At 64.6% G+C, this 26,871-nt stretch carries 28 protein-coding genes; 6 read left to right on the forward strand and 22 right to left on the reverse strand.

All coding sequences use genetic code 11. The features are described 5' to 3' along the window. Window positions 1-5: 5 nt before the first annotated feature. On the forward strand, window positions 6-956 hold the full coding sequence (locus tag AC1ROT_RS19295; protein ID WP_493000943.1) for a DMT family transporter: 951 nt from the start codon (window positions 6-8) through the stop codon (window positions 954-956). A gap of 13 nt (window positions 957-969) precedes the next feature. Here AC1ROT_RS19295 and AC1ROT_RS19300 read toward each other — a convergent pair whose 3' ends face one another. The 11 genes from AC1ROT_RS19300 to rpsF form a co-directional block, all read right to left on the reverse strand. Further along, window positions 970-3,195 (reverse strand): methyl-accepting chemotaxis protein, encoded by a 2,226-nt coding sequence (locus AC1ROT_RS19300; RefSeq protein ID WP_493000945.1) that lies wholly within the window; start codon window positions 3,193-3,195, stop codon window positions 970-972. Between the two features lie 134 nt (window positions 3,196-3,329). After that, complete coding sequence (locus AC1ROT_RS19305; protein ID WP_493000947.1) at window positions 3,330-4,133, reverse strand: ZIP family metal transporter; 804 nt, start codon at window positions 4,131-4,133, stop codon at window positions 3,330-3,332. A gap of 54 nt (window positions 4,134-4,187) precedes the next feature. Next, window positions 4,188-4,625 (reverse strand): carboxymuconolactone decarboxylase family protein, encoded by a 438-nt coding sequence (locus tag AC1ROT_RS19310; RefSeq protein ID WP_493000948.1) that lies wholly within the window; start codon window positions 4,623-4,625, stop codon window positions 4,188-4,190. Window positions 4,626-4,732: 107 nt separating this feature from the next. Then, window positions 4,733-5,230, reverse strand: coding sequence for a Spy/CpxP family protein refolding chaperone (locus tag AC1ROT_RS19315; protein ID WP_493000950.1), 498 nt, complete (start codon window positions 5,228-5,230; stop codon window positions 4,733-4,735). 102 nt (window positions 5,231-5,332) lie between these two features. Then, window positions 5,333-5,803 carry a chemotaxis protein CheW gene (locus AC1ROT_RS19320; RefSeq protein ID WP_493000951.1) on the reverse strand — a complete coding sequence of 157 codons (471 nt, stop codon included), beginning with the start codon at window positions 5,801-5,803 and terminating at the stop codon, window positions 5,333-5,335. Between the two features lie 16 nt (window positions 5,804-5,819). After that, window positions 5,820-7,757, reverse strand: a complete 1,938-nt coding sequence (locus AC1ROT_RS19325) for a methyl-accepting chemotaxis protein (RefSeq protein ID WP_493000952.1) — start codon at window positions 7,755-7,757, stop codon at window positions 5,820-5,822. Between the two features lie 172 nt (window positions 7,758-7,929). Beyond that, window positions 7,930-9,393, reverse strand: coding sequence for a replicative DNA helicase (locus tag AC1ROT_RS19330; protein ID WP_492970911.1), 1,464 nt, complete (start codon window positions 9,391-9,393; stop codon window positions 7,930-7,932). 348 nt (window positions 9,394-9,741) lie between these two features. Beyond that, a complete protein-coding gene (rplI, locus tag AC1ROT_RS19335; protein ID WP_492970910.1) occupies window positions 9,742-10,293 on the reverse strand; it encodes a 50S ribosomal protein L9 in 552 nt (183 codons plus the stop codon). Beyond that, complete coding sequence (locus AC1ROT_RS19340) at window positions 10,293-11,276, reverse strand: DUF2232 domain-containing protein (RefSeq protein ID WP_493000954.1); 984 nt, start codon at window positions 11,274-11,276, stop codon at window positions 10,293-10,295. Before AC1ROT_RS19340 ends, rplI begins: the two co-directional genes overlap by 1 nt. A 45-nt stretch (window positions 11,277-11,321) precedes the next feature. Further along, window positions 11,322-11,612, reverse strand: coding sequence for a 30S ribosomal protein S18 (rpsR, locus tag AC1ROT_RS19345; protein ID WP_492970908.1), 291 nt, complete (start codon window positions 11,610-11,612; stop codon window positions 11,322-11,324). Continuing rightward, window positions 11,612-12,106: a 30S ribosomal protein S6 gene (gene rpsF / locus AC1ROT_RS19350; RefSeq protein ID WP_492970907.1), complete on the reverse strand. Its 495-nt coding sequence runs from the start codon at window positions 12,104-12,106 to the stop codon at window positions 11,612-11,614. The genes rpsR and rpsF overlap by 1 nt, the downstream gene beginning before the upstream one ends. Before the next feature lie 277 nt (window positions 12,107-12,383). Between rpsF and AC1ROT_RS19355 the strand changes: the two genes are divergently transcribed. Continuing rightward, on the forward strand, window positions 12,384-12,698 hold the full coding sequence (locus AC1ROT_RS19355) for a FitA-like ribbon-helix-helix domain-containing protein (RefSeq protein ID WP_493000956.1): 315 nt from the start codon (window positions 12,384-12,386) through the stop codon (window positions 12,696-12,698). Beyond that, window positions 12,695-13,645 (forward strand): SAM-dependent methyltransferase, encoded by a 951-nt coding sequence (locus tag AC1ROT_RS19360; protein WP_493000959.1) that lies wholly within the window; start codon window positions 12,695-12,697, stop codon window positions 13,643-13,645. Before AC1ROT_RS19355 ends, AC1ROT_RS19360 begins: the two co-directional genes overlap by 4 nt. Here the strand turns inward: AC1ROT_RS19360 and AC1ROT_RS19365 are convergent. Continuing rightward, window positions 13,626-14,675 (reverse strand): methyl-accepting chemotaxis protein, encoded by a 1,050-nt coding sequence (locus AC1ROT_RS19365; protein WP_493000960.1) that lies wholly within the window; start codon window positions 14,673-14,675, stop codon window positions 13,626-13,628. The genes AC1ROT_RS19360 and AC1ROT_RS19365 overlap by 20 nt on opposite strands. Before the next feature lie 314 nt (window positions 14,676-14,989). Here AC1ROT_RS19365 and AC1ROT_RS19370 point away from each other — a divergent pair, with 314 nt between their 5' ends. Both AC1ROT_RS19370 and AC1ROT_RS19375 read left to right on the forward strand, forming a co-directional pair. Beyond that, window positions 14,990-16,381, forward strand: a complete 1,392-nt coding sequence (locus AC1ROT_RS19370; protein ID WP_493000962.1) for a class II fumarate hydratase — start codon at window positions 14,990-14,992, stop codon at window positions 16,379-16,381. Between the two features lie 145 nt (window positions 16,382-16,526). Continuing rightward, window positions 16,527-17,954 (forward strand): FMN-binding glutamate synthase family protein, encoded by a 1,428-nt coding sequence (locus AC1ROT_RS19375; protein ID WP_493000964.1) that lies wholly within the window; start codon window positions 16,527-16,529, stop codon window positions 17,952-17,954. Here the strand turns inward: AC1ROT_RS19375 and eutC are convergent. Together eutC and AC1ROT_RS19385 are read right to left on the reverse strand one after the other, a co-directional pair. After that, window positions 17,947-18,687, reverse strand: a complete 741-nt coding sequence (gene eutC, locus AC1ROT_RS19380) for an ethanolamine ammonia-lyase subunit EutC (RefSeq protein ID WP_493000966.1) — start codon at window positions 18,685-18,687, stop codon at window positions 17,947-17,949. The two genes, AC1ROT_RS19375 and eutC, sit on opposite strands and share 8 nt — an antisense overlap. Beyond that, window positions 18,684-20,075, reverse strand: coding sequence for an ethanolamine ammonia-lyase subunit EutB (locus tag AC1ROT_RS19385; protein ID WP_493001178.1), 1,392 nt, complete (start codon window positions 20,073-20,075; stop codon window positions 18,684-18,686). The genes eutC and AC1ROT_RS19385 overlap by 4 nt, the downstream gene beginning before the upstream one ends. Before the next feature lie 113 nt (window positions 20,076-20,188). On the opposite strand from AC1ROT_RS19385, the gene AC1ROT_RS19390 reads away from it, so the two are divergent. Further along, on the forward strand, window positions 20,189-20,941 hold the full coding sequence (locus AC1ROT_RS19390; RefSeq protein WP_493000968.1) for an SDR family NAD(P)-dependent oxidoreductase: 753 nt from the start codon (window positions 20,189-20,191) through the stop codon (window positions 20,939-20,941). Here AC1ROT_RS19390 and AC1ROT_RS19395 read toward each other — a convergent pair. Genes AC1ROT_RS19395 through AC1ROT_RS19430 form a run of 8 tightly spaced genes read right to left on the reverse strand, consistent with a single transcriptional unit; the run spans window position 20,938 to window position 26,853 of the window. After that, complete coding sequence (locus AC1ROT_RS19395) at window positions 20,938-21,612, reverse strand: SOS response-associated peptidase (protein WP_493000970.1); 675 nt, start codon at window positions 21,610-21,612, stop codon at window positions 20,938-20,940. The two genes, AC1ROT_RS19390 and AC1ROT_RS19395, sit on opposite strands and share 4 nt — an antisense overlap. Before the next feature lie 41 nt (window positions 21,613-21,653). After that, window positions 21,654-22,121, reverse strand: coding sequence for a nuclear transport factor 2 family protein (locus AC1ROT_RS19400; RefSeq protein ID WP_493000971.1), 468 nt, complete (start codon window positions 22,119-22,121; stop codon window positions 21,654-21,656). A 25-nt stretch (window positions 22,122-22,146) separates the two neighbouring features. Then, window positions 22,147-22,938 (reverse strand): ABC transporter ATP-binding protein, encoded by a 792-nt coding sequence (locus tag AC1ROT_RS19405; protein WP_493000973.1) that lies wholly within the window; start codon window positions 22,936-22,938, stop codon window positions 22,147-22,149. Between the two features lie 10 nt (window positions 22,939-22,948). After that, window positions 22,949-23,959: a FecCD family ABC transporter permease gene (locus AC1ROT_RS19410; protein ID WP_493000975.1), complete on the reverse strand. Its 1,011-nt coding sequence runs from the start codon at window positions 23,957-23,959 to the stop codon at window positions 22,949-22,951. Beyond that, window positions 23,956-24,999 (reverse strand): iron ABC transporter substrate-binding protein, encoded by a 1,044-nt coding sequence (locus AC1ROT_RS19415; protein ID WP_492970894.1) that lies wholly within the window; start codon window positions 24,997-24,999, stop codon window positions 23,956-23,958. Before AC1ROT_RS19415 ends, AC1ROT_RS19410 begins: the two co-directional genes overlap by 4 nt. Further along, window positions 24,999-25,202 (reverse strand): TOBE domain-containing protein, encoded by a 204-nt coding sequence (locus AC1ROT_RS19420; RefSeq protein ID WP_493000976.1) that lies wholly within the window; start codon window positions 25,200-25,202, stop codon window positions 24,999-25,001. Before AC1ROT_RS19420 ends, AC1ROT_RS19415 begins: the two co-directional genes overlap by 1 nt. A 14-nt stretch (window positions 25,203-25,216) precedes the next feature. Further along, window positions 25,217-26,014 (reverse strand): molybdate ABC transporter substrate-binding protein, encoded by a 798-nt coding sequence (locus tag AC1ROT_RS19425; RefSeq protein ID WP_493000978.1) that lies wholly within the window; start codon window positions 26,012-26,014, stop codon window positions 25,217-25,219. Continuing rightward, a complete protein-coding gene (locus AC1ROT_RS19430) occupies window positions 26,014-26,853 on the reverse strand; it encodes an ABC transporter substrate-binding protein (protein WP_493001180.1) in 840 nt (279 codons plus the stop codon). Before AC1ROT_RS19430 ends, AC1ROT_RS19425 begins: the two co-directional genes overlap by 1 nt. Window positions 26,854-26,871: the final 18 nt, after the last annotated feature.

A 26,871-nucleotide genomic window follows, 5' to 3' on the forward strand; every position in this document is an offset into this window, starting at 1 on the left:
CCAGTATGTCGACCCCGTCTTCCGCGTCCGATACCGCCGCCGCCCGTCCGGGTTTCTGGGGCTGGCTGTATGGCAATCCCTATCTGCTGCTGGTCCTGACCACGGCCATGTGGGGCGGCCATGCCGTGGTCAGCCGTCTGGCCGTGGATGAAATCTCGCCGGCCTCGCTCACCTTCCTGCGCTGGTTCATCGTCGCCGGCATCATGCTGGCGGTGAGCGGCCGGGGCCTGCGCGAGCACTGGCCGCTGCTGCGGCCGCGCATCTGGTATCTGGCCGCCATGGGCACGCTCGGCTACACGGCTTACAACATACTGCTCTACTGGTCGGCGCATTACACGACCGCCATCAACATCAGCATCATCAATGCGGCCATGCCGGCGCTGATCTTCCTGGGCGCGCTGCTGGTCTTCGGACAGCCGGTGCGCCTGCTGCAATGGATCGGTCTCGCCGTATCGATCATCGGCGTCCTGGTGACGGCGGCGAAAGGCGACCTGGCCGTCCTGCTGCATCTCTCCATCAATCGTGGCGATATCCTGATCCTGATCGCCACGGCCCTCTATGCCGGCTACACGGTCTTCCTGCGCAACCGGCCCCTGGTGCCCGGCATGGTCTTCTTCGCGGCCCTGGCGCCGGCCGCCATGCTGTCTTCGATCGTTCTGCTTGGTGTGGAGATCGCGGCCGGCGAATTCTTCTGGCCGAGCTGGAAGGGCTGGGTGGCGCTGCTCTATGTGGCGCTCTTCCCGTCGCTGCTGTCGCAGGTCTTCTACATCCGCGCCGTCGAACTGATCGGCTCAGGCCGCGCTGGCCTGTTTACCAACCTGATGCCGCTGTTCGGCGCCAGCTTCGCCATGCTGTTCCTGGGCGAGGTGCTGTCGCTTTACCATGTGGTCGCGCTGGTACTGGTACTCGGCGGCATCCTGCTGGCGGAATGGCGGCGGGGCAATCCCGCCGCCTGATCCGCGGGCCTGGTCACGTCGCCCGGAAGAAGCCGACCAGCGCGGCCAGTTCGCGCGACTGGCCCGACAGGGCCTGGGCCGAGGCGCTGGTTTCTTCCACCAGGGCGCCATTGCGCTGTGTCATCTCGTCCATGCTGGCGACCGCCGTATTGATCTGGTCGAGGCCGGTCGCCTGCTCGCGCGACGCGGCAGCGATCTCGGCCACGATGTCCGACACCTTTTTCACCGAGGCGACGATATCGCCCAGCGCCGTGCCGGCCTGGTTGACCAGGGCGGCGCCGGTCTTTACCTGGGTGTTGGATTCCGAGATCAGGCCCTTGATCTGCTTGCTGGCATCGGCCGAACGCTGGGCCAATGTGCGCACCTCCTGCGCCACCACGGCAAAGCCCTTGCCGGCCTCGCCGGCGCGGGCCGCTTCCACCGAGGCGTTGAGCGCCAGCAGGTTGGTCTGGAAGGCGATCTCGTCGATCAGGCCGACGATCTCGACAATCTTCTGGGCGCTGCCTTCGATGCCGGTCATGGCGCCGACGACATCATGCATCACCTTGCCGCCCTTGTCGGCGGCATCGCGGGCCGATACGGCCAGTTGGTTGGCCGCTTCGGCATTGTCGGCATTCTGCTTCACGGTGGCCGTGATCTCGTGCATCGAGGCGGCCGTCTCTTCAATGCTGGCGGCCTGCGATTCCGTGCGGCTGGCCAGGTCCTGGCTGCCGGTGGAGATTTCTGAACTTGCTTCATTCACCGCTGTTGCGGCTTCGGCGATGCCGCGCACAGTCGTGGCCAGTTTTTCGTTGGTGCTGTTGGTGTTGTCCTTCAGCTCGCCGAACACGCCGTAATACTGGCCGCTGACCCGCTTGGTCAGGTCGCCACCCGCCATCGAGGCCAGCACGCCGCCGACTTCGTTGATGGCGGTGTTGACGCTGGACACTAGGTTGTTGATGCCGCTGCCCAGCTTGTGCATGACGCCCTGCAGACTGGCGGTGTCGATGCGGCGGCTGAGATCGCCATTGACGGCAGCCTCCACCACCATGCCTACGGAACGGTCGAGTTCGGCTTCCTGTTCGGCGCGGTCGCGTTCGCGCTGCTGGCGCTCGACCTCCACCTGGCCACGCAGGCGCTCGTTCTCCTCGCCATTCTGCTTGAACACCTGTACGGCTTCGGCCATGCGGCCGATCTCGTCGCCGCGGCCCAGCCCGTTCACGGCGGCGCTGTAGTCGCCCTTGGCCAGGACGGCCATCGTATCGGTCAGGCCGACGATGGGGTTGCGGATCGAGCGACCGATCAGCACGGCAAAGATCAATGCCACCACCAGGGCGATGGGTGCCAGGATTGCGATGACCAGCAATGTCCGGCCCAGGCTGGCATGCATGGCGGTTTCGTCGCGGTCCAGTTCGGCGCTGCGGCTGTCGGCCAGCTTTTCCACACGCTCCAGCGAACCGACTGCATTCTGCTGCATGGCACCAAGGATTTCGGTGCTGATGCGGCCGATGATGGTCATCACCTTGACCAGTCCGGTGGCATAGGTGGCGGTTGCTTCCTTCAGCTCCTCGCCGGCCGTCATCTGCCCCTTGCTGATCAGGCGTTCCGCCAGAGCGGCGCTGACGGTGCTGAGTTCGGCGGTCAGCTGTTGCGTGCGGGTCAGCAGCTCGGGACGCGGGCGGTAGAGATACTGGTAGGCGGCGGCACCGATGGCGTTGAGCACTTCCTGTACGCGGGCCGACAGATAGGCGGTCTCGAAATCCTTCACATCGACGGCCTGGCCCATGGTCTGCGGCAGGATCTGGCGGATCAGCGTGCTGGCAGGAACAACATCTTTCTGGAAAATGCCGTTGTATTCGGCGCGGGCGGCAACGGCCGCTTCGAGCGCCGCCCCGTATTTCTGGGTCAGGTCGTTGATCTCTCCCATCGCCCGCTTCTCGTTCGGGTCGGCATCGGCGTCGGCCTCTTTCAGCGTCGCCGGAATGGATTTCACCAGGCCGCGCGCAGCCTCCAGGCCGGGAGTGCTGTCGCGATCCATGTAGAGCAGCACATTGCGACTGAGGTCGATAATGTCGCGCTCGGCACGCAGCACGGCGCGCGTGGCATCGGAGGTGACGTCATATTCGTTGAACAGGGAGCGGGCATTGTTGGAGCCCAGGATGCCGGCGCCGGCCACCACCAGCAGCAGCAGGATGACAATGCCGAAGCCGAGATTGATCCGGCCGCCGATGCTCAGGTTGTTAAGGGACTGGGTCGCCATTCTGCCTCCCGTTTGGCGCTGCGTCAGGACAGCCACCATTATCGTTAGTATTCCAACGATATATATTCTATCGCGTCCGGAGCGAACGGGGAACGGGGCTTGTAAGACGGTTCAGGGACGGCGGGATGGCGGGCCTAGCCCAGGGCGACATCCAGATACAGCATCACGACAAAGCCGCCGAACAGGGCTGTCGTGGCGCCGCGCTCGGCCCCATGGCGATGGGTTTCCGGGATCACTTCGGATGAAATGATGAACAGCATGGCGCCGGCGGCAAAGGCAAGCGCCCAGGGCAGCAGCCCGGCCGAGAGCGCCACGGCGCCTGCACCCACAACGCCGCCCAGGGGTTCCAGCAGGCCGGTCAGGGCGGCGATCAGAAAGGCGCGCTGACGCGTATAGCCTTCACCGCGCAGGGCCACGGCGACGGCGAGGCCTTCGGGCAGATTCTGCAGGCCGATGCCCAGCGTGACGCCCATGCCGCTGGTCAGGTCGCCGCTGGCGGCGCCGACGCCGACCGCCAGGCCTTCGGGGAAGTTATGCAGGGCGATGGCGATGACAAACAGCCAGACCCGGGCAAGCCGCGAATTGTCGGCGCCTTCGCGGCCCTTTTCGCCGAAATGCTCATGCGGTGCGAAACGGTGGGCCAGATGCATGGTCATGGCGCCAACCAGCAGCGCGACGATGACGCTCAGCGCCGCCGGGCTGCGCGCCAGGCTTTGCTCGGCCTGCTCGAGTGCCGGCAGCAGCAGGGAAAAGAAGGTCGCAGCCAGCATCACGCCGGCGGCAAAGGCCAGCATCAGGTTCTGGGTGGTGTCCTTGATCGTGCGCAGCACGAAGACCGGCAGGGCGCCGACAGCGGTGGCGCCGAAACCGGCCACCACACTGGCCAGTACACCGAGCAGGAATGGAGAGAAGGGGGAGGTTGCCGTCGAGACGTCCATGCCACAGATGTAGCATGGACCACGCTCGAAACGACAGTATCCCGTCGGCAGGCCTCAGGCCGGCGCGCCCTTGCGGAAGGCAATGGCCAGCCGGTTCCAGGCATTCATCGATGCAATGGCGATGGTCAGGTCGACCACCGTGCGCTCATCGAACACGGCCTTCACGGCGTCATAGACATCATCGGCGACACGCTGGTGTTCCAGCCGGGTGACGGCTTCGGCATAGGCTAGGGCGGCGCGTTCCTTGTCGTCGAATAGCGGCGACTCCCACCAGATGGCAATATGATGCAGCTTGCGGTCGGTGGCGCCGTGCCTGAGCGCGTCCTTGGTATGCTGGTCGACGCAGTAGGCGCAGCCGTTGATCTGCGACACGCGGATCCAGACGATATCCAGGAAGGGGCGGGGCAGGGCGGTGGTCAGATGGGGCTGGACTGCGAACAGTCCCTTGATGGCTTCGGGACTGTGCTGACGGTAGTCGAGGCGCTGGGTCATGGGTTTTCTCCTTCTTACGGGAGCACAGACGGACCTGCAGGCCGGCCTGTGACGCAAAACGGGGCCCGTGAGGGCCCCGTTTCGGTGACCGCAGTCACAGGCTCTTGTCAGTGATGGCGCGGGCCCGGCTTGCCCGGCATCGAGCCGCCCATGGGGCCGGCGAACAGCTGGTCGGCCGTCTTCTTCTGCTCATCCGACAGCGACTGGTACAGCGGGCGGAAGGCGGCCAGGTAGCGATCCTGCGCGGCGATGGCGTCCTTCATTGCACCCTGGCGCTGCTCCAGCTTTTCCAGGGCCGAGGTCGGGCGGATGCTGGCCTGCTGCTTGCGCGCCTCGTGGCGCGCTTCCATCGCCTTGGCGCTGACACGCAGTTCATCGGCCAGCTTGTCGAACAGCGGCTGCTGCGCCGCGGTCGGCTTCAGTTCGGCCTTGAGGAAGGCGATGCGGCCTTCGATGAAGCGGCCGGGCGCGGGGCGTTCGACGCGTTGCGTATGCGGCGCGGCCGGCGATGCACCGGGCTGCTGGGCCGGCTGGGCGAAGGCGAGGCCGCCGCTGAACCCGGCGGCAATCACACTGGCGGCGAGGAGGGCATTGCGGATCGACATGACGGACTCCTGGGTTGCGAAAGGGGACGGCAGCCTTTTCGCCACCGTCCCCCAACAACACGGGCCGTCGCAGGAAATCCTGCGCGTCTGGTTTTTTCGCGGTTAAGCGGCTTCGTCCACCGCCGGCAACTGGGCTGGCAACTGGGTCGGCAGGCGCGAACCGGCCAGCTTGTGGATCGCCAGAAGCGGCACCAGCTTTTCGCCCACGGTGGCAATGCCATCCAGCAGGCCCGACGACCAGGCCTCGCCGGATTCGGCATGGCTGATATTCGCGGCATCGATCTCGACGATGTCGGACACGCTGTCGACCAGCAAGCCGAGCGGTTTCGCATTCAGCACCGCGACCACGATCACATCCTGCGGGCGCGGCGGCGTGGTTGTCTTGCCCAGTATCATGCGCGCATCGAAGACCGGCAGCACATTGCCACGCAGATTGATGACGCCCAGGCAGGAAATATCGGTATCGGGCAACGGCGAGACCGGCGACCAGCCGCGGATTTCCTGGATCTGCAGCAGCGGCAGGGCATAAGTCTGGTCGCCGATATTGACGAGCAGGGCATCGAGGCGATCCATTGTCATGTCCTTTCGGTCAGGCGGCTTTCGGCAGCATACCCGTGCGGTCGTCGGTGCGGAAGAAGCTGACCAGCTGGGCGAGCTGGCTGGCCTGCAGCGACAGCGACTGGGCGGCAGCCGAGGTTTCTTCCACCAGGGCGCCGTTGCGCTGGGTCATCTCGTCCATGCTGCCGACGGCAGTGTTGACCTGTTCCAGGCCGGTGGCCTGTTCGCGCGACGCGGATGCGATCTCGGCGACGATATCGCTGACCTTCTTCACGGCGCCGACGATCTCGGTCAGGCTTTCGCCGGCCTGGCCGACCAGCTTGCCGCCCTCGCGGACCTGGCTGTTCGAAGCATTGATCAGCCCCTTGATGTCCTTCGAGGCATTGGCGGCACGCTGGGCCAGCGAACGAACCTCCTGCGCCACCACGGCAAAACCCTTGCCGGCTTCGCCGGCGCGTGCGGCTTCGACACTGGCGTTCAAGGCCAGCAGGTTGGTCTGGAAGGCGATCTCGTCGATCAGCGAGACGATGTCGCTGATCTTCTGGGCGCTGCCCTCGATCTGCCCCATCGCCGTGACGACATTCTCCATCACGGCGCCGCCCTTGTCGGCGGCATCGCGCGCCACAGTGGCGAGCTGGTTGGCCGCCGCCGCATTGTCGGCATTCTGCTTCACCGTGGCGGTGATCTCATGCATCGAGGCGGCGGTTTCCTCGATCGAGGCGGCCTGTGATTCCGTGCGGCTAGCCAGGTCTTGGCTGCCGGTCGAAATTTCGGCCGAGGCTTCCTTCACGGCTGCGGCACTCTGGTTCAGTTCGCCGGCGATCTCGCGCAGCTTGGTCGCCATGGTGTTGACGCTGTCCTTCAGCATGCCGAAGACGCCGCGATAGCTGCCGGTCACGTCATGGGTCAGGTTGCCCTGGGCCATGTTGCCGGTCACCTTGGCCATTTCATTGCTCATCTGCTGCAGCATGCCGGTCAGGCCGTTCAGACGCTGGCTGATGGTGAGCAGGAAGCCCTCCTTGTCGGCTTCGTTCAGGCGGGTGTCCAGGTTGCCGTCCACCACCTTGTCGCAGAGGCCGGAGATTTCCTCGATGGCTTTGCGCTCGCGGGTCTCGCGGGCGGTGCGCTGCTCCTCGGCGATGCGGCGCTGTTCGGCGATATCGGCTTCGGCCTTTTCGCGGGCGATCATGTTGTCCTTGAACACCTGCACGGTCTTGGCCATCACACCGATCTCGTCGCCGCGACCGGCGCCGAACACTTCGGTCTTGGTGTTGCCATCGGCCAACGTGCGCATGCCGGCGGCAAGGCGATTGATCGGCCGGGTGATCGTCAGGGACGACAGGCCGAAGCCGAGCAGCAGCGAGCCGATGATAATGGCGGCGGACAGGCCGATCAGCAGCTGGGTTTCGGTGATAATGAAGGCATCCAGCTTGGCAGAGATATCCCGGATTCCCTGGTCATTGCGGTCGATTGCCGCATCGAGGTCTTTATCCAGGGTCTCGCGCAGGGTGACATATTGCGGCTGGTTGCCGAACTCGCGGGCGGCGGCCGCGCCACTGGTCTGCCCGATGCGGGCGACTTCACGGCGGTATTTGATGAATTCCACCATCTGCTGCTTGCGAGCCTGGAAGGCGGCGCGCCGGTCGGCCGGCTGCGACGCTTCATAGGGCGCGATGGTGTCTTCGAATTCCTTGGTGGCGCGGTTCAGGCGTTCCACCTGCGTGGTGACTTCGGCCGGCGTAGTGGCGGTGTAGAGGCCGCGTGATTCCGCTGCCGTGTCGCTCATGGCGCGGCTGGCCTTCAGGGCATAGAGGGCGCGATCGGCCATGCTCTGCATCTCGTTGACACTGTCGTCATAGGTGCGCAGGCCGTTCAGGCCGATCAGCGTGACGCCGACCAGGCCGCAGGCGAACAGGATCAGGATGGCAATGATCCGTGTGCCGATCTTTAAATTGCTGACAAGCTGCATGATTTCCCTCCGGATGGCGGCCGGTCGTCACTGCGACGTCAGCCTGGGCCGCGCGGGCGGCCTGAATGAACGGAGGGATACTCGCTGCGAGCGAGTTTATGAGAAAGTTATTTTCCGGTTAGAGCGTATACGTGGATATGCGCCTACAGCGAAATCGGGCTCGGCATTATCGTCAGTAGGCTTCGGGCAGATGGTCGCTCTGGATATGGTCGCTGAATTTGGTGAAGGCGCTCTCGAAATGCAGCACCACGCGGCCGATGGGGCCGTGACGCTGCTTGCCGATGATCACTTCCGCCAGGTTGGCGATACGGCCCATCTTCTCTTGCCATTCGACATGCTCGGGCGTGCCCTCGTTGGGCTGCTTGCGCATCTCGTAGTATTCCTCGCGGTACACGAACATCACCACGTCGGCGTCCTGCTCGATGGCGCCTGATTCACGCAGATCCGACAGCTGCGGCCGCTTGTCGTCGCGGCTTTCCACCGCGCGGCTCAGCTGGGAGAGGGCGATGACCGGCACGTTCAGGTCCTTGGCCAGCGCCTTCAGCGCCTGGGTCACTTCGGAGATTTCCTGCACGCGGTTGTCGTTGCGGCGCGAATTGCTGCCGCGCACCAGTTGCAGGTAGTCGACGATGATCATGCCGATATTGTTGGTGCGCTTCAGGCGACGGGCGCGGCTGCGCAACAGCGAGATCGAGATCGCGCCGGTATCGTCGATATAGAAGGGCAGCTGCGCCAGCTCCTTGGAGGCCGGCACGATCTTGCGGGTGAACTCGTCGTCGGTGATATCGCCGCGGCGCAGCTTCTCCGACGGGATTTCGGTTTCTTCCGCCAGGATACGGGTGGCGAGCTGTTCGGACGCCATTTCGAGGCTGAAGAAGGCCACCGGGATGCCGGCGCGAGCCGCATTGAAGGCCATGTTGGTGGCCAGCGAGGTTTTGCCCATCGACGGACGGCCGGCCAGGATGACCAGATCCGACGGATGCATGCCGCCGAGCATCTTGTCCATATCGCGCAGGCCGGTGGTGACGCCCGACAGGCCGCCCTTCTTCCAGGCGGCGTCGATCGACTTGATCGATTCCCCGATGGATTCCTTGAACGAGACGAAGCCGCCTTCCGAGCTGCCTTCATCGGCCAGCTTGAACAGGCGCTGTTCGGTTTCCTCGATCTGGTGCGTCGCCGCCTCGTCGACCTTGGGGTCATAGGCGCGGTTGACCATATCCTCGCCAATGGTGATCAGCTGGCGGCGCAGCGCCAGGTCGTGGATCACCTTGGCGTAATCCTCGGCATTGATGACGGTAGTGGCGGCGGCGGCGAGGCGGGCCAGATAGGCCGTGCCGCCGGCTTTGGCCAGTACGTCGTCGCGCTCGAAATAGGCTTTCAGCGTCACCGGATTGGCGATCTCGCCGCGCTCGATCAGCGTCAGGGTCGATTCATAGATCCGGCGATGGGCTTCGTGGAAGAAATGGTCCGGCGCCAGGAAGCCCGACACCTTCATGGCCGCTTCGTTATTCACCAGGATGGCGCCCAGCAGCTCCTGCTCGGCATCCAGGTTATGCGGCTGGGTGCGGAAGGCCGGTTCGGTGCCGGCCTGGTCGCTGCCGGGCATCGGGACGGTGAAGGGAGTAACAACTGCCATTACGGACTTCTTCCCACGCCTGAGTTCTGCCGTTCAGTTCATCGACCGCATTCTGTCCATCCTGGGATATTTCCCGCGGTAGGGACTGTGACGGTTCTGCGTCGCCATGCTGGCGAGGGGCGCATTAACGGCGAATGGCCTGCGCAGTTCTACTTCGAAATACGATTGACAGCTTATTATCCACCGCATTTTAGCTGTGGGTAACCGATCTTCCTAAGTCGATATTTCCACACACAATTCTTGGCGCAAAACCAAGTAATCCACAGGCATCGTTCTTTCGTGCGAAAACAAAACGGCCCGGCATTTCTGCCGGGCCGATTCGTTTCAGACCGATTGCAGTCCGGAGGATCAGGCGTTCTGGGCTTCCGCCTCAGCTTCGCCCTCGGCCTCTTCGTCCTCGATCGAGACGCCTTCGTCGAGCAGGGCCTCGACGCTGACCTGCTTCTCGGCTTCAGCCTCGGAGCGGGCAACGTTCACCTTCACCTCGACGGTGACTTCCGGATGCAGGACCACGGTGACGCCGGTGACGCCCACGGTCTTGATCGGAGCGATCAGGTTGACCTGGTTGCGGTTCAGCGTGAAACCGGCGGCGGTGACAGCTTCCGCGATGTCGCGGGCGCTGACCGAGCCGAACAGCTGGCCGCTGTCGCCAGCCTGGCGCAGCAGGGCAACGCTGAGACCGGCCATCTTGACGGCGACCTTCTCGGCCTCGCCCTTCTTGGCCAGGTTCTGCGCTTCCAGCTGGGCGCGCTGGTTTTCGAAGACCGCCTTGTTGGCGCTGGTGGCACGCATGGCCTTCTTGCGAGGCAGCAGGAAGTTACGGGCGTAGCCGTCCTTCACCTTCACCACTTCGCCCATCTGGCCGAGCTTTTCGACGCGTTCGAGCAGAATGACTTCCATTAGTTCTTCTCCTGGCTGGCTCCGGCCCCGGCGAAACGCCGGCGGAAACCCGCCCATTGTTCGATGAAACCCAGGATAACGACCAGTACACCGACCAGCGCGCTAACCAAAACCAAGGCCGCATAGAAGACGGCCAGAACGAGACCCGGCAGGGCGACCTTGGCCGCCAGCCCGTGCACCACCGCCAGCCCCTGCAGGAAGAAGGGGAAGGCGAGAACCGTCGCCGCCGTGGCGCCGACGTAAGCGATGTCGTCGGGCAGAACGAACCCGGCGATGACTGCAACACCGAAGGCAGCTGCCAGATAACGCGGCAGCGTCAGGGCGCTGTAATGCGGCGTGGGCCGGCGGTTCTGCCGGACCAGCATCGCCAGGCCCTGGGCCATGGTGCCATTGACGGCCATCATGGTGAGCCAGCCCAGACCGAGAGCCGAGGGCAGGGCGCGAGCCAGGCTCCCGGCGGCAGCCACATAGTCGATGGCCTTGCCATCGCGCTGCGGCATTTCGGTCGTGATCAGGCGCAGGACCTGCTCGACCTTCGGCTGCAGCATGCCCGGCAGGCCGCCTTCGCGGCCCGCGGTCAGCAGCAGCGCGAGGGCAAACAGCCCCAGCACCCACAGGGTCAGCCAGACAACCAGGCCGCCGGCCGGATACCATTCCAGCCCGTCGTTGACCTCGGCACCGGCAGCGGCTTCCGCCGCCGGCCGGGCCAGCAGAGCCTGTCGCGTCAGCAGCGCGGCCGGAACCGCGAAGATGACGAGATAGGAAGCGCCGGCCTGCAGCCCGTTCATCGCACTGATCAGTGCGCCAAACGCGCCGGCGATCCCGATGGCCGGAAGGCCATGGGTCAGACCGGCGAAGAACAGCGGCAGCGGCACCAGATAGGAGAGCAGGAAGCCGAACGGACCGCTGGTGGCGGTCAGAACAAGCACTGCACTCGCTACGCCGGCGAGGCTGCCGATGATCAGGCTGCGTGTCATGGTCATGGTTGCAGGTCGTTCCGGTTTTCTATGCGAAAACCAGCTGGGTCCTTACTTGATGACGAACGGCAGCAGAGCCAGGTTGCGGGCGCGCTTGATGGCCTGGGCCAGTTCGCGCTGCTTCTTGGCAGACACTGCGGTGATGCGCGACGGCACGATCTTGCCGCGCTCGGAAATGAAGCGCGACAGCAGCTTCACGTCCTTGTAGTCGATCTTCGGTGCGTTCGCGCCCGAGAACGGGCAGGTCTTGCGACGACGGAAGAAGGGACGACGGGCGGGGCCGCCACGGCCACCGGCGGCGGGCTTGCCGCCGCGCTCAGAAGAGGTACCAGTGCTCGACATTAGGCATTCTCCCCAGGAGCAGCGGCCGGAGCCGATTCTTCACGCTCGAAACGCGGACGACGTTCGCCGCGGTCACCACCGCGCTCGCGGTCGCCACCGAAGCCACGACCACCACCGCCGAAGCCACGATCGCCGAAGCCACGCTCCGGACGGTCGCCACGCTCGCCGCGATCCTTGTTCTGCAGGACGGCCGACGGGCCTTCTTCCAGCTTTTCGACGCGCACGGTCAGATAACGCAGGATGTCTTCGTGGATGCGCATGTTGCGCTCCAGTTCGGCAACCGCCGCACCCGACGCAGAGATGTTCAGAAGGACATAGTGGCCCTTCTTGTTCTTCTTGATGCGATAGGAGAGGTTGCGAACGCCCCACTGCTCGGTCTTGGAGACCTCGCCGCCCTGGGCCTTGATGATGTCGGTGAATTGCGCGGCCATGGCCTCGACCTGGGTGGTCGAAAGGTCCTGACGCGCGATGAAAACGTTCTCGTAGAACGCCATCGGCAGCTCTCCTTCTGGGTTAGCGGCCCGGCGACGGCACACCATGTGCCGGCGGATCAGGCCTTTAGCCGAACCCGACCCGGGTTCAGCAAGGAGCTATGTAAGGGCGCGGACTATAGCGATTTTCCACAGGCTGGCAACATCGTTCCCGGGCTTGAAAACGCTGCAATATTCACTATATGTTCTCATTGGGTGTATTTGGCGGATTTCCAGTATTAATCGATCCGGCAATGGCCGCGAACGCCAACGAACCGGAATGAACCCGACTGAACGCCGAATGAACCGCAGCGAAGCCAAACGAAGCTCCAACGAACCGAAACGAACCCAAACGAAGCTGAAACACCCCGGTTTTGCAGCAGTGATGACAGTGATTGCAGTGATTGCACAGGAGGCGACGGCCATGGCCAGCGTGACGATCCGGAACCTGGATAACGACCTGAAGGTGAGACTGCGGCTGCGGGCGGCCCTGAATTGCCGGTCGATGGAGGAGGAATTGCGGGCGATTCTGCGGGCCGAGCTGTCCAAGCCACTGATCGACCTAGGGACGGCGCTTGATCTCGGGCCGCTGATCCGGCACTCACCATCGTCATGACCGTCACCGGATATATGGCCGCCGAAGGGTTCGAGGCGCAGCTCCGCGAGGAGCTGGGCGGCCGGATCACGGCTGAATATGAGCGGCTGTTCCTGACCGAAGGCGAAGGCCATGCCGCCAATCTTCACGCCGCATGGGCCGCCAATATCTGGCACGACGTGCAGGATGTCGGCATTGCCTCCATCGGCGATGCGGCGTCGCAACTCAAGAGCATCCAGCGCAACTGGGCGGCCTATGCGCCGCTGCATCACGGCCGCGCCAAGCTGATTGTCGAGAAGCTGCCGCATGTCTCGGCCAAACCGCTCAACTTCGGCCAGCCGCTGCACGCAGCACCCTTGGGCAGCTTCACCCTGCTGGCGCCCGACCGCATGCTGTTCGCGGCACAATGTTCGAGTTCGCGGCCCAATGGCGTGTTCGATTTCAACGAGGACCGTGAAGGCCCGCCCAGCCGTGCCTACCTGAAACTCTGGGAAGGGCTGACGCGGCATGCCGCCTTCTTCGGCGGCGGGTTGCCGAAAGCGGGCGATATCTGTCTCGATCTCGGGTCGTCGCCGGGCGGCTGGACCTGGGTGCTGGGATCGCTCGGCGCAAATGTTACCGCCATCGACAAGGCGCCGCTGGCGCCGACTGTTGCGAAGATGCCCACGGTCTCGTGGCAACAGGGCAGCGCCTTTGCGCTGGAGCCGGCGCGCTTTGACCGCGTCGACTGGCTCTGTTCCGATGTGATCTGCTATCCGGCCCGGCTGCTGAAACTGGCCGAACGCTGGCTGGCGTCAGGCCATGTGCGCAATGCGGTCTGCACGCTGAAATTCCAGGGCGAGACCGATCACGAGACCGCACGGGCCTTTGCGGCCATTCCGGGCAGCCATGTGCTGCACCTGCATCACAACAAGCACGAGCTGACCTGGCTGTGGCAGAATCCTGCGATCAGCGCGGCTTCTGGCTGATGACGCCGTACCAGCCCAGGCCGTCATAGGTTTCGTAGCCGATGGTTTTGGCGAAGGCGATCAGCGTGCCGTCGGGCTGGTAGTAGTAGCCGCGCTGCTTGTCGCCGGTCTCCAGCGCGAAGGTCTGGTAGACATTCTGGTTGTCGGACGAGGCGATGATGCGGTTCTTGGCATCCAGCAGCAGCACGCGGGTGCGCTGCCATTCTTCCGGGGTCAGGCTCGGCTCGTCCTTGACGATACTCTTGCCCTGCTTGTCCCAGTCGAAGATGACGCCCAGCACGCCGAGCGGCGCGCCATGGATCTGGCCACCGCTGCGCACGGCGGCGGCATAGATGGCGACAGCCTTGTTGTCGTGGCTGCCGCTCTGGCTGATATCGTCGACCACATAGTCGTCGCCGCTGGAGGATTGGATGGCTTCGCGGAACCAGCGCGTCTGCGCCACTGAAGCCTTGGCGGCGCGGGGGAACTGCTTGGGATTGGAGGAGGCGACGATCTGGCCTTTCTCGTTGGCCAGCACCAGGTTGAGATAGACGGTGTAGAAGCGGTTGATCATGCCCAGGCGTTCGCTGGCGCGGGCGAAGAGTTCATCCGAGGGTTCGGCCAGCGCCTGCCACATGGCGTCGTCGGTGGCCCACCAGCGGCAGTCGCAGGTGCGTTCATACAGGTTGCGCACGATCAGCTGCACCATGGTCTGCGCCATGTCGGTCAGGCGCGGCCCTTCCAGGTCCTTCACGATCTGGTCGACGATTTCTTCCGCCGCGCGTTTTGAATCGGCGACGCGCTTCAGCACCACTTCGCGGAAGCGTTTCGAGTTGTCGGAGGCCTGGTTGGCCAGCGCTTTGACTTCCTGCGCGACGACGGCGAAGCTGCGGCCCACTTCGCCGGCGCGCGCCGCCTCGATCGAGGCATTGAGCGACAGCAGGGTGGTTTGGAAGGCGATCTCTTCGTTCTTGGTACCGAACTCCTGGACGTCGCGTTCGATGCCGTCGATAAGCTGATGGACCTGCAGATGGTGAGCCTGTGCAGTCATTGTTTTTATAACTCTGTTTGTATGGCGAGACAGGGCCCACAATGCACGATACATGCCGGATATGCGGCCCGTTCGGTGGCCCTGCGACATCTCGTCCATAGGTATAGCCGCCGGGCGTCGACTCGCTGCGAAGACCAAGATTGTATTCGGATTTCAGACTGGCCCCGCTTGCGGTCGCCGCCAGTTGGCCGATGGAACAAAGGGTTTGCTGCAATATTGTGCAATTTGCACGGCTCGACTGGATAATACATAGGCATACTTATAACCGTTACGCCGATGCCTTATCCTTCTGGGCCAGGAGAAAGGACCCTGCCATGTCGACCCGTCAGGAACGCGATGCTTTCGGAACCGTCGAGGTGCCGGCCGACCGCTACTGGGGGGCGCAGACACAGCGGGCGCTGACGCTGTTCCAGATCGGTCGCGAGAAACTGCCGCCGGCGCTGACGCGGGCGATCGGCCTGCAGAAGCTGGCCGCCGCGCGCGCCAATGCCAAACTCGACGAATTGCCGAACGAGATCGTCGATGCGCTGCAGCAGGCGGCCCGCGAAGTCGCGGACGGGAAATTCGACGATCACTTCCCGCTGCCGGTCTGGCAGATCGGTTCGGGCACGGCGACCAACATGAATGCCAACGAGGTGATCGCCAACCGCGCCAACGAATTGCTGGGCCAGCCGCTTGGCACCAAGAAGCCGGTGCATCCCAACGATCATGTCAATCGCGGCCAGTCGTCGAATGACAGCTTCCCCACCGTGATGCATATCGTCACCGTGCTGGAGCTGAAGGCCCGCCTGATTCCGGCGCTGCAGAGTCTGCATAAGGAACTCGCCGCCAAGGCTGTGGCCTGGGCCGATGTGATCAAGATTGCGCGCACGCATCTGCAGGATGCGACGCCGATGACGCTGGGCCAGGAATTCGGCGCCATGGCGCGCCAGGTTGAGCTGGGAATCGTGCGCGCCGGCGAAGCGCTGGCGCGCCTCTATCCGCTGGCCCAGGGCGGCACGGCGGTGGGCACCGGACTGAATGCCAAGGTGGGCTTCGATACGGCCTTTGCCTTCGAGCTTTCGGACCTGACCGGGCTGCCCTTCGTCACCAATCCGAACAAGTTCGAGGGCATGGGCGCCCATGACGCCCTGGTCGAGACCAGTGGCATGCTGAATACCATTGCCGTGTCGCTGGCCAAGATCGCCAATGACATTCGCTTTCTTGGCGCCGGCCCGCGGGCCGGCCTGGCTGAACTGGTGCTGCCGCATGACGGGTTGACCTCGTCGATCATGCCGGGCAAGCGCAATCCCACCCTGGCCGAGGCATTGCTGCAGGTCTGCTACCAGGTGATGGGCAACAATGTCACCGTCACCCATGCCGCTGCCGCCGGTCATTTCGAACTCAACGTCGCCAAGCCGGTGATCGTGTTCAATATCCTGACGTCGATCCAGCTGCTGGCCGATGCGGCACAGGTCTTCGGCACCGGTCTGGTCGCAGGCATCGAGCCCAATGAGGCGACGCTGAAGCGCAATGTCGAGCACTCGATCATGCTGGCCACCGCGCTCAATCCGCATCTGGGCTATGACAAGGTGGCGCAGATCGTCAACAAGGCCTTCGCGGAAGGGATCAGTCCGAAGCAGGCCGCGGTGGCGCTGGGATATTTAAGCGAGGCCGAGTACGACCGGCTGGCCGATCCGCGCAGCATGCTCGGCCCCCGCTCCTGAACAGGTGCTCCTGATGCTGTGCAGTGCAGCACGATGATCTGTCAACATCCTGTTATCGAATGTTAATCCGGGGGCGCTATTACTGATTGTGCTAAGCTCGTCCGACCGTCCGCAGTGACGGCGGTCGAAGGGTGGGGAGACGATCATGGTGGTGGCGTTGTATATCCTGGCCGCGCTGGCGCTGCTCGGCTTCGGGACCATGTCCTGGTATTACATCTACGACCGCTGGATCCAGCGTGACCATGCGATCCGTCGCAATTTCCCGATCTATGGCCGTTTTCGCTATGTCATGGAGAACATGGGCGAGTATTTCCGCCAGTACTGGTTCACCGCCGACTGGGAGGAACGCCCATTCAATCGCCTGACCCGCGCCTGGGTCTATCGCTCGGCCAAGGGCGTGTCGAACTATGTCGCTTTCGGTTCCGAGGTCGATGCGCAGCAGCCCGGGCATATCTATTTTCTGCACTCGGCTTTCCCGATCAACGACGACGAGGTCGAGGACTTCACCGGCAAGTGGATCGGCAAGGGTATCGTCGGCAACCCCTACAAGCCGAAGAGCTTTTTCAATATCTCGGGCATGTCCTACGGTGCGCTGTCCTCGGCTGCCGTGCAGGCACTGTCGGAAGGCGCGGCGATGGCCGGCATCTGGATGGATACGGGCGAGGGCGGCCTGTCGCCCTATCACCTGCAGGGTGGCTGCGATATCTCGTTCCAGATCGGCACGGCGAAATACGGCGTGCGCGACCAGGACGGAAATCTCGACGAAGCCAAGTTGCGTAAGATCGCCGATCTCGAACAGGTGAAGATGTTCTGCATCAAGCTGAGCCAGGGCGCCAAGCCGGGCCGCGGCGGCATCCTGCCGGGCTCCAAGGTGACGACGGAGATCGCCGGTATCCGTGGCATCGAGGCCGGCAAGTCCTCGATCTCGCCCAGCCGCCATCGCGACATCACCGATATCCCGACGCTGGTCGCGCTGATCAACCGCGTGCGCAAGGTCACTGACAAGCCGGTCGGCATCAAGATGGCCGTCGGCAGCTTCGACTTCATCGACGATTTCTTCGGCTATCTGCAGTCGCGCCCTGAAGACGCGCCGGACTTCATCCAGATTGATGGCGCCGAGGGCGGCACCGGTGCGGCGCCGGCGCCGCTGGCCGATTATGTCGGCCAGTCGATCGTCCAATCCCTGCCGCTCGTCGCTCAGAGATTGCGCGAGTATAACCTGCGGCAGCGCATCCGCCTGGTCGCTTCAGGCAAGCTGCTGACGCCGGATAAGGTGGCCTGGGCGATCTGCATGGGTGCCGACTATGTGGTGTCGGCGCGCGGCTTCATGTTCTCGCTCGGCTGCATCCAGGCGATGAAGTGCAACACCGGCCATTGCCCCACCGGCGTGACCTCGAACGATCCGCGCTTCATGCGCGGGCTGGATCCTGCCCGCAAGGCGGTGCGCGTCGCCAATTACGCCAAGGCGGTGCAGCATGACGTGGAAGCCATCGCCCATGCCTGCGGCTGCAAGTCGGTGCGTGACCTCAAGGGCCAGCATGTCCGCGTCAACGGCGGCGACATCATCATGTAGGGGGCAGGACCGCGGCGGGATCGACCTTGAGGGCGATGCCGCTCAGCTTTCGCTGCCGCGCTTCGGTCAGCAGCCAGACCAGCAGCTCGGCCGCCGGTTCGGACTGCAGGCCGTTGCCATGGATATTCGAGATGCAGTTGCGCTCGGAGTCGACGCGGCCCAGCTGCGGCGCCCAGGTGAGATAGACGCCGAGACTGTCGGCCACCGACAGGCCCGGCCGTTCCCCGATCAGCACGGCGACCACATCGGCCTTCAGCACCGCGCCGATCTCGTCGCCGATGGCAACGCGGCCCTGGTTCACCAGGGCGACGGGCGCAATGCGCCAGCCAGCCATCCTGGCAAAGCAGCGCTGCAGCAGCGGCACGGCCTGTGCCGTCACGGCACGCGCCGATAAGCCATCAGCCAGCACAAAAGCCACATCCCAGTCGCCGGCTGCAGCCGCGAGCGTATCGAGACAGGCGGGATCGAGGCGACGGCCGAGATCCGGGCGGCGCAGATAGGTGGCGCGGTCGGCCGCCCGGCTGTGCAGGTGGAGGGTTGGATGGGGCGCGAGCTGCGCGGCGATCGCGACGAAATCGGCGGTGCCGTGCACGGCATCGCGGGCACGGCTGTGGGCGGCCTGGAATTCCAGCAACGGCGCCGTGGGCATCGCGTCGCCGCTGCGGCCCAAGCCGATGCGGGCCTGCGTGGTGCTGCGCCAGCGCGCCCAGATATCCCGGGTCACATCGTTCATGTCGTCATGCCGGTCAGGCGTCGCAGGGCGGCGCTGTCGGGTGCTGGCGGCGGCAGGCGGCCGTCATCGTTCAGCATGCCCATGCGGCCGAGCCAGGCTTCGAATTCCGGTGCCGGCCGCAGCTTCAGCAGATGACGCAGGCCCAGCACATCGTGGAAAGACAGGCTCTGGTAATTCAGCATCACGTCGTCGGCGCCGGGCACGGCGATCAGGAAGTTCACGCCGGCGGTGCCCAGCAAGGTCATCAGGCTGTCCATGTCGTCCTGGTCGGCTTCGGCATGGTTGGTGTAGCAGACATCGACGCCCATCGGCAGGCCGAGCAGCTTGCCGCAGCAATGATCTTCCAGTCCGGCGCGGATGATCTGCTTGGCATCGAACAGGTATTCCGGACCGATAAAACCGACCACGGTGTTGACCAGCAATGGCCTGAAAGCGCGGGCGACCGCATAGGCGCGGACTTCCAGCGTCTGCTGGTCGACGCCGTGATGCGCGTCGGCCGACAGTGCGCTGCCCTGGCCGGTCTCGAAATACATCACGTTGCTGCCCACCGTGCCGCGCTTCAGGCCGAGTGCTGCATCCTGTGCTTCCTTCAGGATGGCGAGATCGACACCGAAACCCTTGTTCGCAGCCTCTGTGCCAGCGATGGATTGAAAGACCAGATCGACCGGGGCGCCGCGCTGCATCATCTGCAATGTCGTCGTGACATGGGCCAGCACGCAGCTTTGTGTCGGAATCTCGAAACGCTGGCGGATGGTGTCCAGCATCTCCAGCAGGCGGATGCCATCGGGCACGCTGTCGGTGGCGGGATTGATGCCGATCACCGCATCGCCGATGCCGAAGAGCAGGCCATCCAGCAGCGCGGCGGCAATGCCTTCGGCATCGTCGGTCGGATGGTTGGGCTGCAGCCGGCTGCCCAGGCGGCCGGGCAGGCCCAGCGTGGTGCGGAAGCCGGTAATCACCCGGCATTTCGCCGCGACCGCGATCAGGTCCTGGTTGCGCATCAGCTTGGAAACGGCGGCCACCATTTCCGGTGTCAGGCCGGGGGCGAGCCGGGCCAGCGCCGCGCCATCGGCCTGATATCCCAGCAGCCAGTCGCGGAACTCGCCCACTGTCATCGAGGCGACCGGCGCAAAGGCTGCAGCATCGTGGCTGTCCACGATCAGTCGCGTCACTTCATCCTGCTCGTAGGAGATCAACGCCTCGTCGAGGAAGACGCGCAACGGCAGATCGGCCAGCGCCATCTTTGCCGCCACGCGCTGTTCGTCGCTGACGGCGGCGATGCCGGCCAGTTCGTCGCCCGAGCGTCGCGGCGAAGCGCAGGCCAGCAGCGCCTTCAGGTCGGCGAAGATATGGCGGGTCCCATTCAGGCTGGCGGTGTATTGCGGCATCCGGACCTCGATCTGTCCGTTATTGGCAGCAAGAAGCATACCAGAGGCTTGGGGCCGTTGCATGACGCTTTTGCCTGGGCAAAGCTGAAGCCAATCAGACGGGAGAAAATGTCATGGACCTCGGGATCAGGGGCAAACGGGTGGTGGTGGCTGGCGGCAGCCGCGGCATCGGCCGGGCCATTGCACTGGGCTTTGCAAAAGAAGGTGCCGCTGTGTCGATCTGCGCGCGGGGCGAGAGTGGTCTGCGTGAAGCGGAAACGGCGCTGAAACAGGCCGGCGGCAAGGTGCATGCGGCTGCCTGCGATCTGGGCGACGGTCCGGCGGTGCGTGGTTATGTCGAGGCGGCGGCCGTGGCGCTCGGCGGCATCGATATTCTGGTCAATAACGCGTCAGGCTTCGGCCGCACCGACGATGAAGCCGGCTGGGCCGCCTCGGTGAATGTTGATCTGATGGGCACGGTGCGCGCCAGCCAGACGGCGATCCCGCATCTGGAAAAGGCCGGCGGCGGCTGCATCCTGCATATTTCCTCGGTCTCCGGCCTGATGCCCAGCGTGCGCACGCCGGCCTATGGCGCGGTCAAGGCCGCGCTGATCCAACTCACCATGACCCAGGCGACAGCGCTGGCGAAAAGCAAAATCCGCGTCAACTGCGTGGCGCCGGGTTCGATCGAATTTCCCGGCGGCGTGTGGGACCAGGCGAAGACCGGCAATCCCAAACTCTACAACGGCATCCTCGCCGGGATTCCCTTCGGGCGCATGGGCACGGCGGAAGAGGTGGCCAATCTGGCGCTGTTCCTGTGCTCGGATGCGGCCAGCTGGATTACCGGCGAAACCGTCACCGTGGATGGCGGCCAGCGCTTTGGCTAGGCGACGGCTTTCAGCGCCGCATTGAGCGGCGCGAAGCATTCCGGCCCGTCGGCCTTCACGCCGTTGACGACGGATGTCACCCGATAGCGCGCCATGGCTTCGGCGGGATAGCTGCGCATCAGGCGCTGCAGGATGCCGCGCGGCGTGGCGGGATCGAGCCAGAGACCGAACTGCTCCACCGGCAGGATCACCGGCATCCGTTCATGCAGCGGCACTAGATAGTCATTCGCTGCGGTGGTGAGGATGGTGAAGCATTCGGCATTGCCAAAGGCGGCTTCGGGCTGCCACAGGGCGGCGAAGGCGAAAACGCTGCCGCCCTTGAGGCCGATGCGCCAGGGCTGTTTTGTCTTCTGGCCCTCGATCACCTGCCATTCATAGAAGCTGTCGGCCGGCACCAGGCAGCGGCGCTGGACGAAGGCTTCGGCAAAGCTGGGCTTCTCGGCAGCCGTCTCGCTGCGGGCATTGATCAGCGGCGCATTGTTCGGGCCGGCGAAGCCCCAGCGCAGCATAGCCAGATCGCGTTTGCCGGCAGCGTTCCGCACCACGGCGGTCGTCTGCGTCGGTGCGATATTCCAGCGCGGCGCCAGATTGGGGCGCTGGAACAGCTCGTACAACTCGAAAAAAGCCGCGAGGTCGTCGAGCGTCTTGGTCTGGCTGAAGCGTCCGCACATGCCATCTGCATAGCGGATCGCAGCCGATTCGGGCTAGCCTGTTACGCCAGATGCGGACGGGCTTCTTCGCGGCTTTTCAGCTCGGCGCCGGCACGGGTGAGGATCTTGGTCACCCGTTCGGGCGCGAAGCCGAGATCGACCAGGGCCGGGCCGGCATTGGCCACCTCGCGGTAGTCGGCGATCAGGCCATCGCGCAGGGTGAAAATCGCCACGCCCTCGAACATCACGCGCCGGCCGCCGGCTTCGGGCAGCAGCGACCTGTAGGAGAAGGTGTAACGGGCATAGAGCGTGGTGCCATTGCCAACCGGGTCATGCAGATGCCAGCGGAAGTCTTCGGCTGTGCGATAGAACCAGTCATCCACCAGCTCGGCGATTTTCTGCCGGCCGTGGAAGGCGCCATAGAAAACATCGTGGTAGACCGCATCTTCGGTGAACAGCGCAGCAAAGCCCTTGCCATCGCGGTTCTGTACGGCTTCGGCAAAGCGGCGCAGCAGGGTCTGCGTGTCCATGGTTCCTCCGGTCTTTTGCCGGATGCTAGCGCGTCGATCCCTGCTGCGGCAAGCAGACAGGACGGCGGCGTCCGTCGCTGAGCGTGACCGTCACGATCTCTACCGCGATGCCATAGAGCTGCTGCAATGCAGCGGGGGTGACGATATCCTCCGGCCGGCCCAGATCGAGATGCCCGTCGCGCTGCAGCAGGGCGACCCGGTTTCCGCAGAGAAAGGCCTGATCGGGATCGTGGGTGGAGAGCAGCACGCCAATGCCGTCCCGCGCCAGACCGGCGATCTGGTCCAGCACGCGCAACTGGTTGCCGAAATCCAGGCTGGCGGTTGGCTCGTCCAGCACCAGCAATCGTGTCTCGGCGGCCAATGCCCGGGCGATCAGGGTCAATTGTCGCTCGCCGCCGGAAATCCGTGTGTAGATGCTGTCGGAGAGATGCGCGATGTCCAGACGCTGCAGAGCGGCCATGGCGGCCGCACGATCCTTTGCCGTGGGCGCGGCAAACGGTTTCAGATGGGCGTTGCGTCCCATCAGCACGACATCGAAGACGGTGAAGGGGAAATAACCGGTCTGCGCCTGCGGCACATAGGCGATGCGGCGCGCTGTTTCGCTTGGAGAGAGCGTCGCCATATCCGCGCCATCGAGCCGCACCTGTCCGCCCAGCGGCTTCTGCAGGCCGAGCAGGCTGCGGAACAGGGTGGTCTTGCCGACGCCATTGGGGCCAAGCAGGCAGAGCACTTCGCCCGGCTGCAGGCTGAAGGACAGGCCCTGTGCCAGCATGCGGCCGGGAAAGCCGATGGCGAGATCGCGCGCGTCCAGCGTCATTGCCAACCCATTATTGCCAACTCCGGCGCGTGCGCAGCAGGATCCACAGGAAGACCGGCGTGCCGATCACGGCAGTGAGAATGCCGAGCGGAATCTCGATGCGCGCCGCCACGCGGGCCAGGGTATCGATCGCCAGCATGTAACCGGCGCCGAGCAGCAGCGAAGCCGGCAGCAGCAGCGCGAAGCGCGGCCCGACCAGCAGGCGCGCCAGATGCGGCACCAGCAGGCCGACCCAGCCGATTACGCCGCTGATCGCCACTACGGCCGCGGTGATCAGCGTGGCGCCGGCGACCACCGCCAGCCGCACGCGGGTGGGATTGACGCCCAGGCTGCGCGCTTCCTCGTCGCCGAGCGACAGCACGTCAAGTTGCCAGCGCAGCAGCCAGAGCGGCACCAACCCGGCCAGAACCACCGGGATGGTGCCGTGAATATCGGCGGGCGCGATGGCGGCGAGGCTGCCGAGCAGCCAGAAGGTGATGGCCGGCAGCTGGTTGTAGGGATCGGCCAGATATTTCATCAGGCCGACGCCAGCGCCCCCCAGGGCACCGATCAGCACACCGGACAGCACCAGCGTCAGGATCGGATCGTGTCCACGGACGGCGGCGGCGATGGCATAGACGATAGCGACGGTGCCCAGTCCGATGGCGAAGGCCAGCATCTGAATGCTGAAGACATCGAGGCCGAGGAAGATGCCGAAGACGGCGCCCAGGGCGGCGCCGGACGACACGCCGAGGATATCGGGCGAGACCAGCGGGTTGCGGAACAGCTGCTGATAGGCGGCACCGGCCGCCGATAGCGCCGCGCCGACCGTGATGGCGGCGAGCACGCGCGGCAGGCGGATGCCGAACAGCACGCTGTCAGCGCCGGCATCCAGGCCACTCGGTTGCCCGACAAGGCGGCGCAGAATGCCCACCAGCGCATCGCCGACCGGCAGCGGAAAGCGTCCGGCGGTGAGGGCGACCAGCGCCAGCAGTGCCAGCAGGCCTGTGGCCGCCAGAAAGGCCCAAGCCGTGCGGTTCACAGGCTAAGGCCGTTCATCGAGCGCAGCATGGCGTCGAGCTGCGTCTTGTCGGGCGCCTGATGGTAGAGACGGGTATAGGCATCGGTGACGAAGGTGCGGAGGTCTTCCGGGAACTGTGCCGGATAGAGGATCGCACAGAGCCAGCGCAGACCGAGCAGGCGGTTGAGCGCCGGCGGAAAGTCGATCCAGCCAAACGGCGCGTTCGGCGCCAGATAGACGCGGCCGTCGCGCACCGCCCGGATGCCGCGCCACAGCGGCTGGTCGCGCAGGCTGGCATGGAAGGTCGGGTCGATGGTGACGATCACATCCGGATTCCAGGCCAGAACCTGTTCCAGCGATACCTGCACCAGCCCGCCCTGGCCCAGTTCGGCGGCGACATTCACCGCGCCGGCGCGCTCGATGATCTCGGTATTGATCGAACCGGCGAGGCCGGTATCCAGACCGCGCGGACCGCGACCGTAATAGACGCGTGGCCGGCGGCCCTGCGGCACCTGGCTCAGCCTCGTCGTCACCAGATCGAGTTGCGCACGCACCCAGCCGGCCAACTCGGCGGCGCGCTGCGGCTCGTTGACGGCGACGCCGAGTTTTTCGATGCCTGTCGCCATGCCATCAAAGCGGCCATCGAGCAGGATATAGGGCAGGCGGGTCTGCTCCTGCACGCGGTCGGCCAGCGAGACGAAGGTGGCATTCACCGTACCGTAATCGAAGATCAGGTCGGGTTTTGCCGCCAGCAGGGTTTCGACATTGGCCGTGTTGCCACGTCCGGTCAGGCGGCCGAGCACCGGCAGGTCGGCATAGGCCGGTGCCACGAAGGGCCGCTCATGATCGCGCCATGATGTGGTCCAGCCCAGCAGTTTCTCGGGCGCCAGCGCGAACAGCAGCAGCGAGGCCGGCGGGCCGGCTGCATAGACACGGCCGACCTGCGCCGGCAGGCTGACGCGGCGGCCGCCATCGTCGACGATCTCGCGCGCCGTTTGCGCGCCGGCCGCGAAGGGGACGGCAAGCGCCGTTCCGAGAAAGGCGCGCCGGCTGAGCCGCATCACTTGCCGACGATGACGTCCGAAGCCTTGATGATGGCGTAGGCCGTCTCGCCTTTTTTCAGCTTCAGTTCGTCCAGCGCTTCCATGGTGATGGAGGCGGTCACCATAGCGTCACCAACGGCGATCTTGACCGTCGCCGTGGTTTTGCCCTTGGTGATCTGTTTGACCTTGCCCTTGAGGATGTTGCGCGCGCTCAGCTTCATGGGGGGACTCCCGGTTAGCGGATGGGCGAAAAGCCCTGCGCCGTCAGGATAGCCTGTCCCCTGGGCGAAAGCACGAAATCGGCAAAGCGTTTTGCTTCCGGCCGTCCATTCACGGCAACGCCCATGCCATAATCGGCACCGACGCGCAAAGCCTGGGGCAGGGCAAGCTGCCGCAGGGCCGGGGTTTCCTGCCGGGCCAGCACGGCGTTGGTGCAATAAGTCAGGAAGATGTCAGCCTGCCCCTGGTCCACCAGCATGCCGTAGACATTGCGCCCCTGTGGCGGGGGTGGCGAAGCGGGGCCGCCGGTCAGTTGCATCGCCTTGGCATCAAGCTTTGTGTAGCTGCCCCTCTGCACGGTATCGGCCTTGCGAAAAACCTCCCAGGCATAGTCGCCCGAAGGATCGGCCTTCGGCGTCGAGGTGCCGAGCCGCACCGTGGCATCCAGCATCCGGGCCAGCAATGTCTCGGGTGTTACGGCCAGCGCCGGGTGCACCAGCGCGCACATTTCGTTGCGGGTGAACAGTGCCACGGCGCCCAGCCTGCCGCTCTGCGCCAGCATCTGGGGATGCTCCATGTTGGCGGAGGCGAAAACCTCGGCCGGCTCGCCTTTTTCGATGCGCTCGCGCAGCAGGCCCGAAGCGCCGTAGGTGCCGGCGACGCTCAGGCCGGTGTCGGTTTTGAACGCAGCGGCGATCTCGGTCATTGCCGCGCGCAGGGAGCCGGCCGCATAGAGGCGGATCGGTTCCTGCGCCACGGCAACGGTGTTGCTCATGCCCAGTATTGCGATCAGGACAAGAGCAATGCGGCGCATCAGCTGTTCGCGCCGGGCTTGTAGTTCGGGAAGAACAGCTGCTCGCCCTCGATCTTGTAGGCGGCGATGGCGTCCTGGCCTTCCTTGGAGACAACCCAGTCGGCGAAGGCCTTGCCTTCAGCGACCTTCACATGCGGATGCTTGGCCGGATTGACCAGCATGACGCCATACTGGTTGAACAGCTTCACATCGCCCTGCACGGCAATAGTCAGGTCGCCGCGATTCTTGAAGCTCAGCCAGGTGCCGCGGTCGGTGAAGGCATAGGCATTCATGGCGCTGGCGGTGTTCAGCGTCGGCCCCATGCCGGAACCGGTTTCGCGATACCAGCCGGTACCGGCGGTCTTCACGTCGATATCGGCTTCCTTCCAGATGCGCAGTTCGGCCGCGTGGGTGCCCGAGCTGTCGCCACGCGAGGCAAACGGCACCTTGGCGCCGGCGATCTTCTTGTAGGCTGCGATCACATCCCTGCTGCCGGCGATCTTGGCCGGGTCGGCCTTCGGGCCGACAATGACGAAATCGTTGTACATCACCAGACGGCGGTCGACGCCCCAGCCATCGGCGACGAATTTCTGCTCGGCCACCGGATCGTGCACGAAGACCACATCGGCGTCGCCCTTCTCCGCGGTCTTCAGCGCCTGGCCGGTGCCCTGGGCCACCACGCGCACCTGAATGCCGGTTTTCTTGGTGAAGGCCGGCAGGATATGGCCGAACAGGCCCGACTGTTCGGTCGAGGTGGTGCTGGCGACGACAATGAACTTTTCCTGTGCCAGACTGGGCAGCGCGACCAGTGCGAGAGCAGTGCTGGCAAAAAGCCCAAGAAGATGTCTGCGGTTCATTATGGTTTCCTCCGTTCAAGC

The sequence above is a fragment of the Ferrovibrio sp. GW821-FHT12E11 genome, assembly GCF_058806975.1.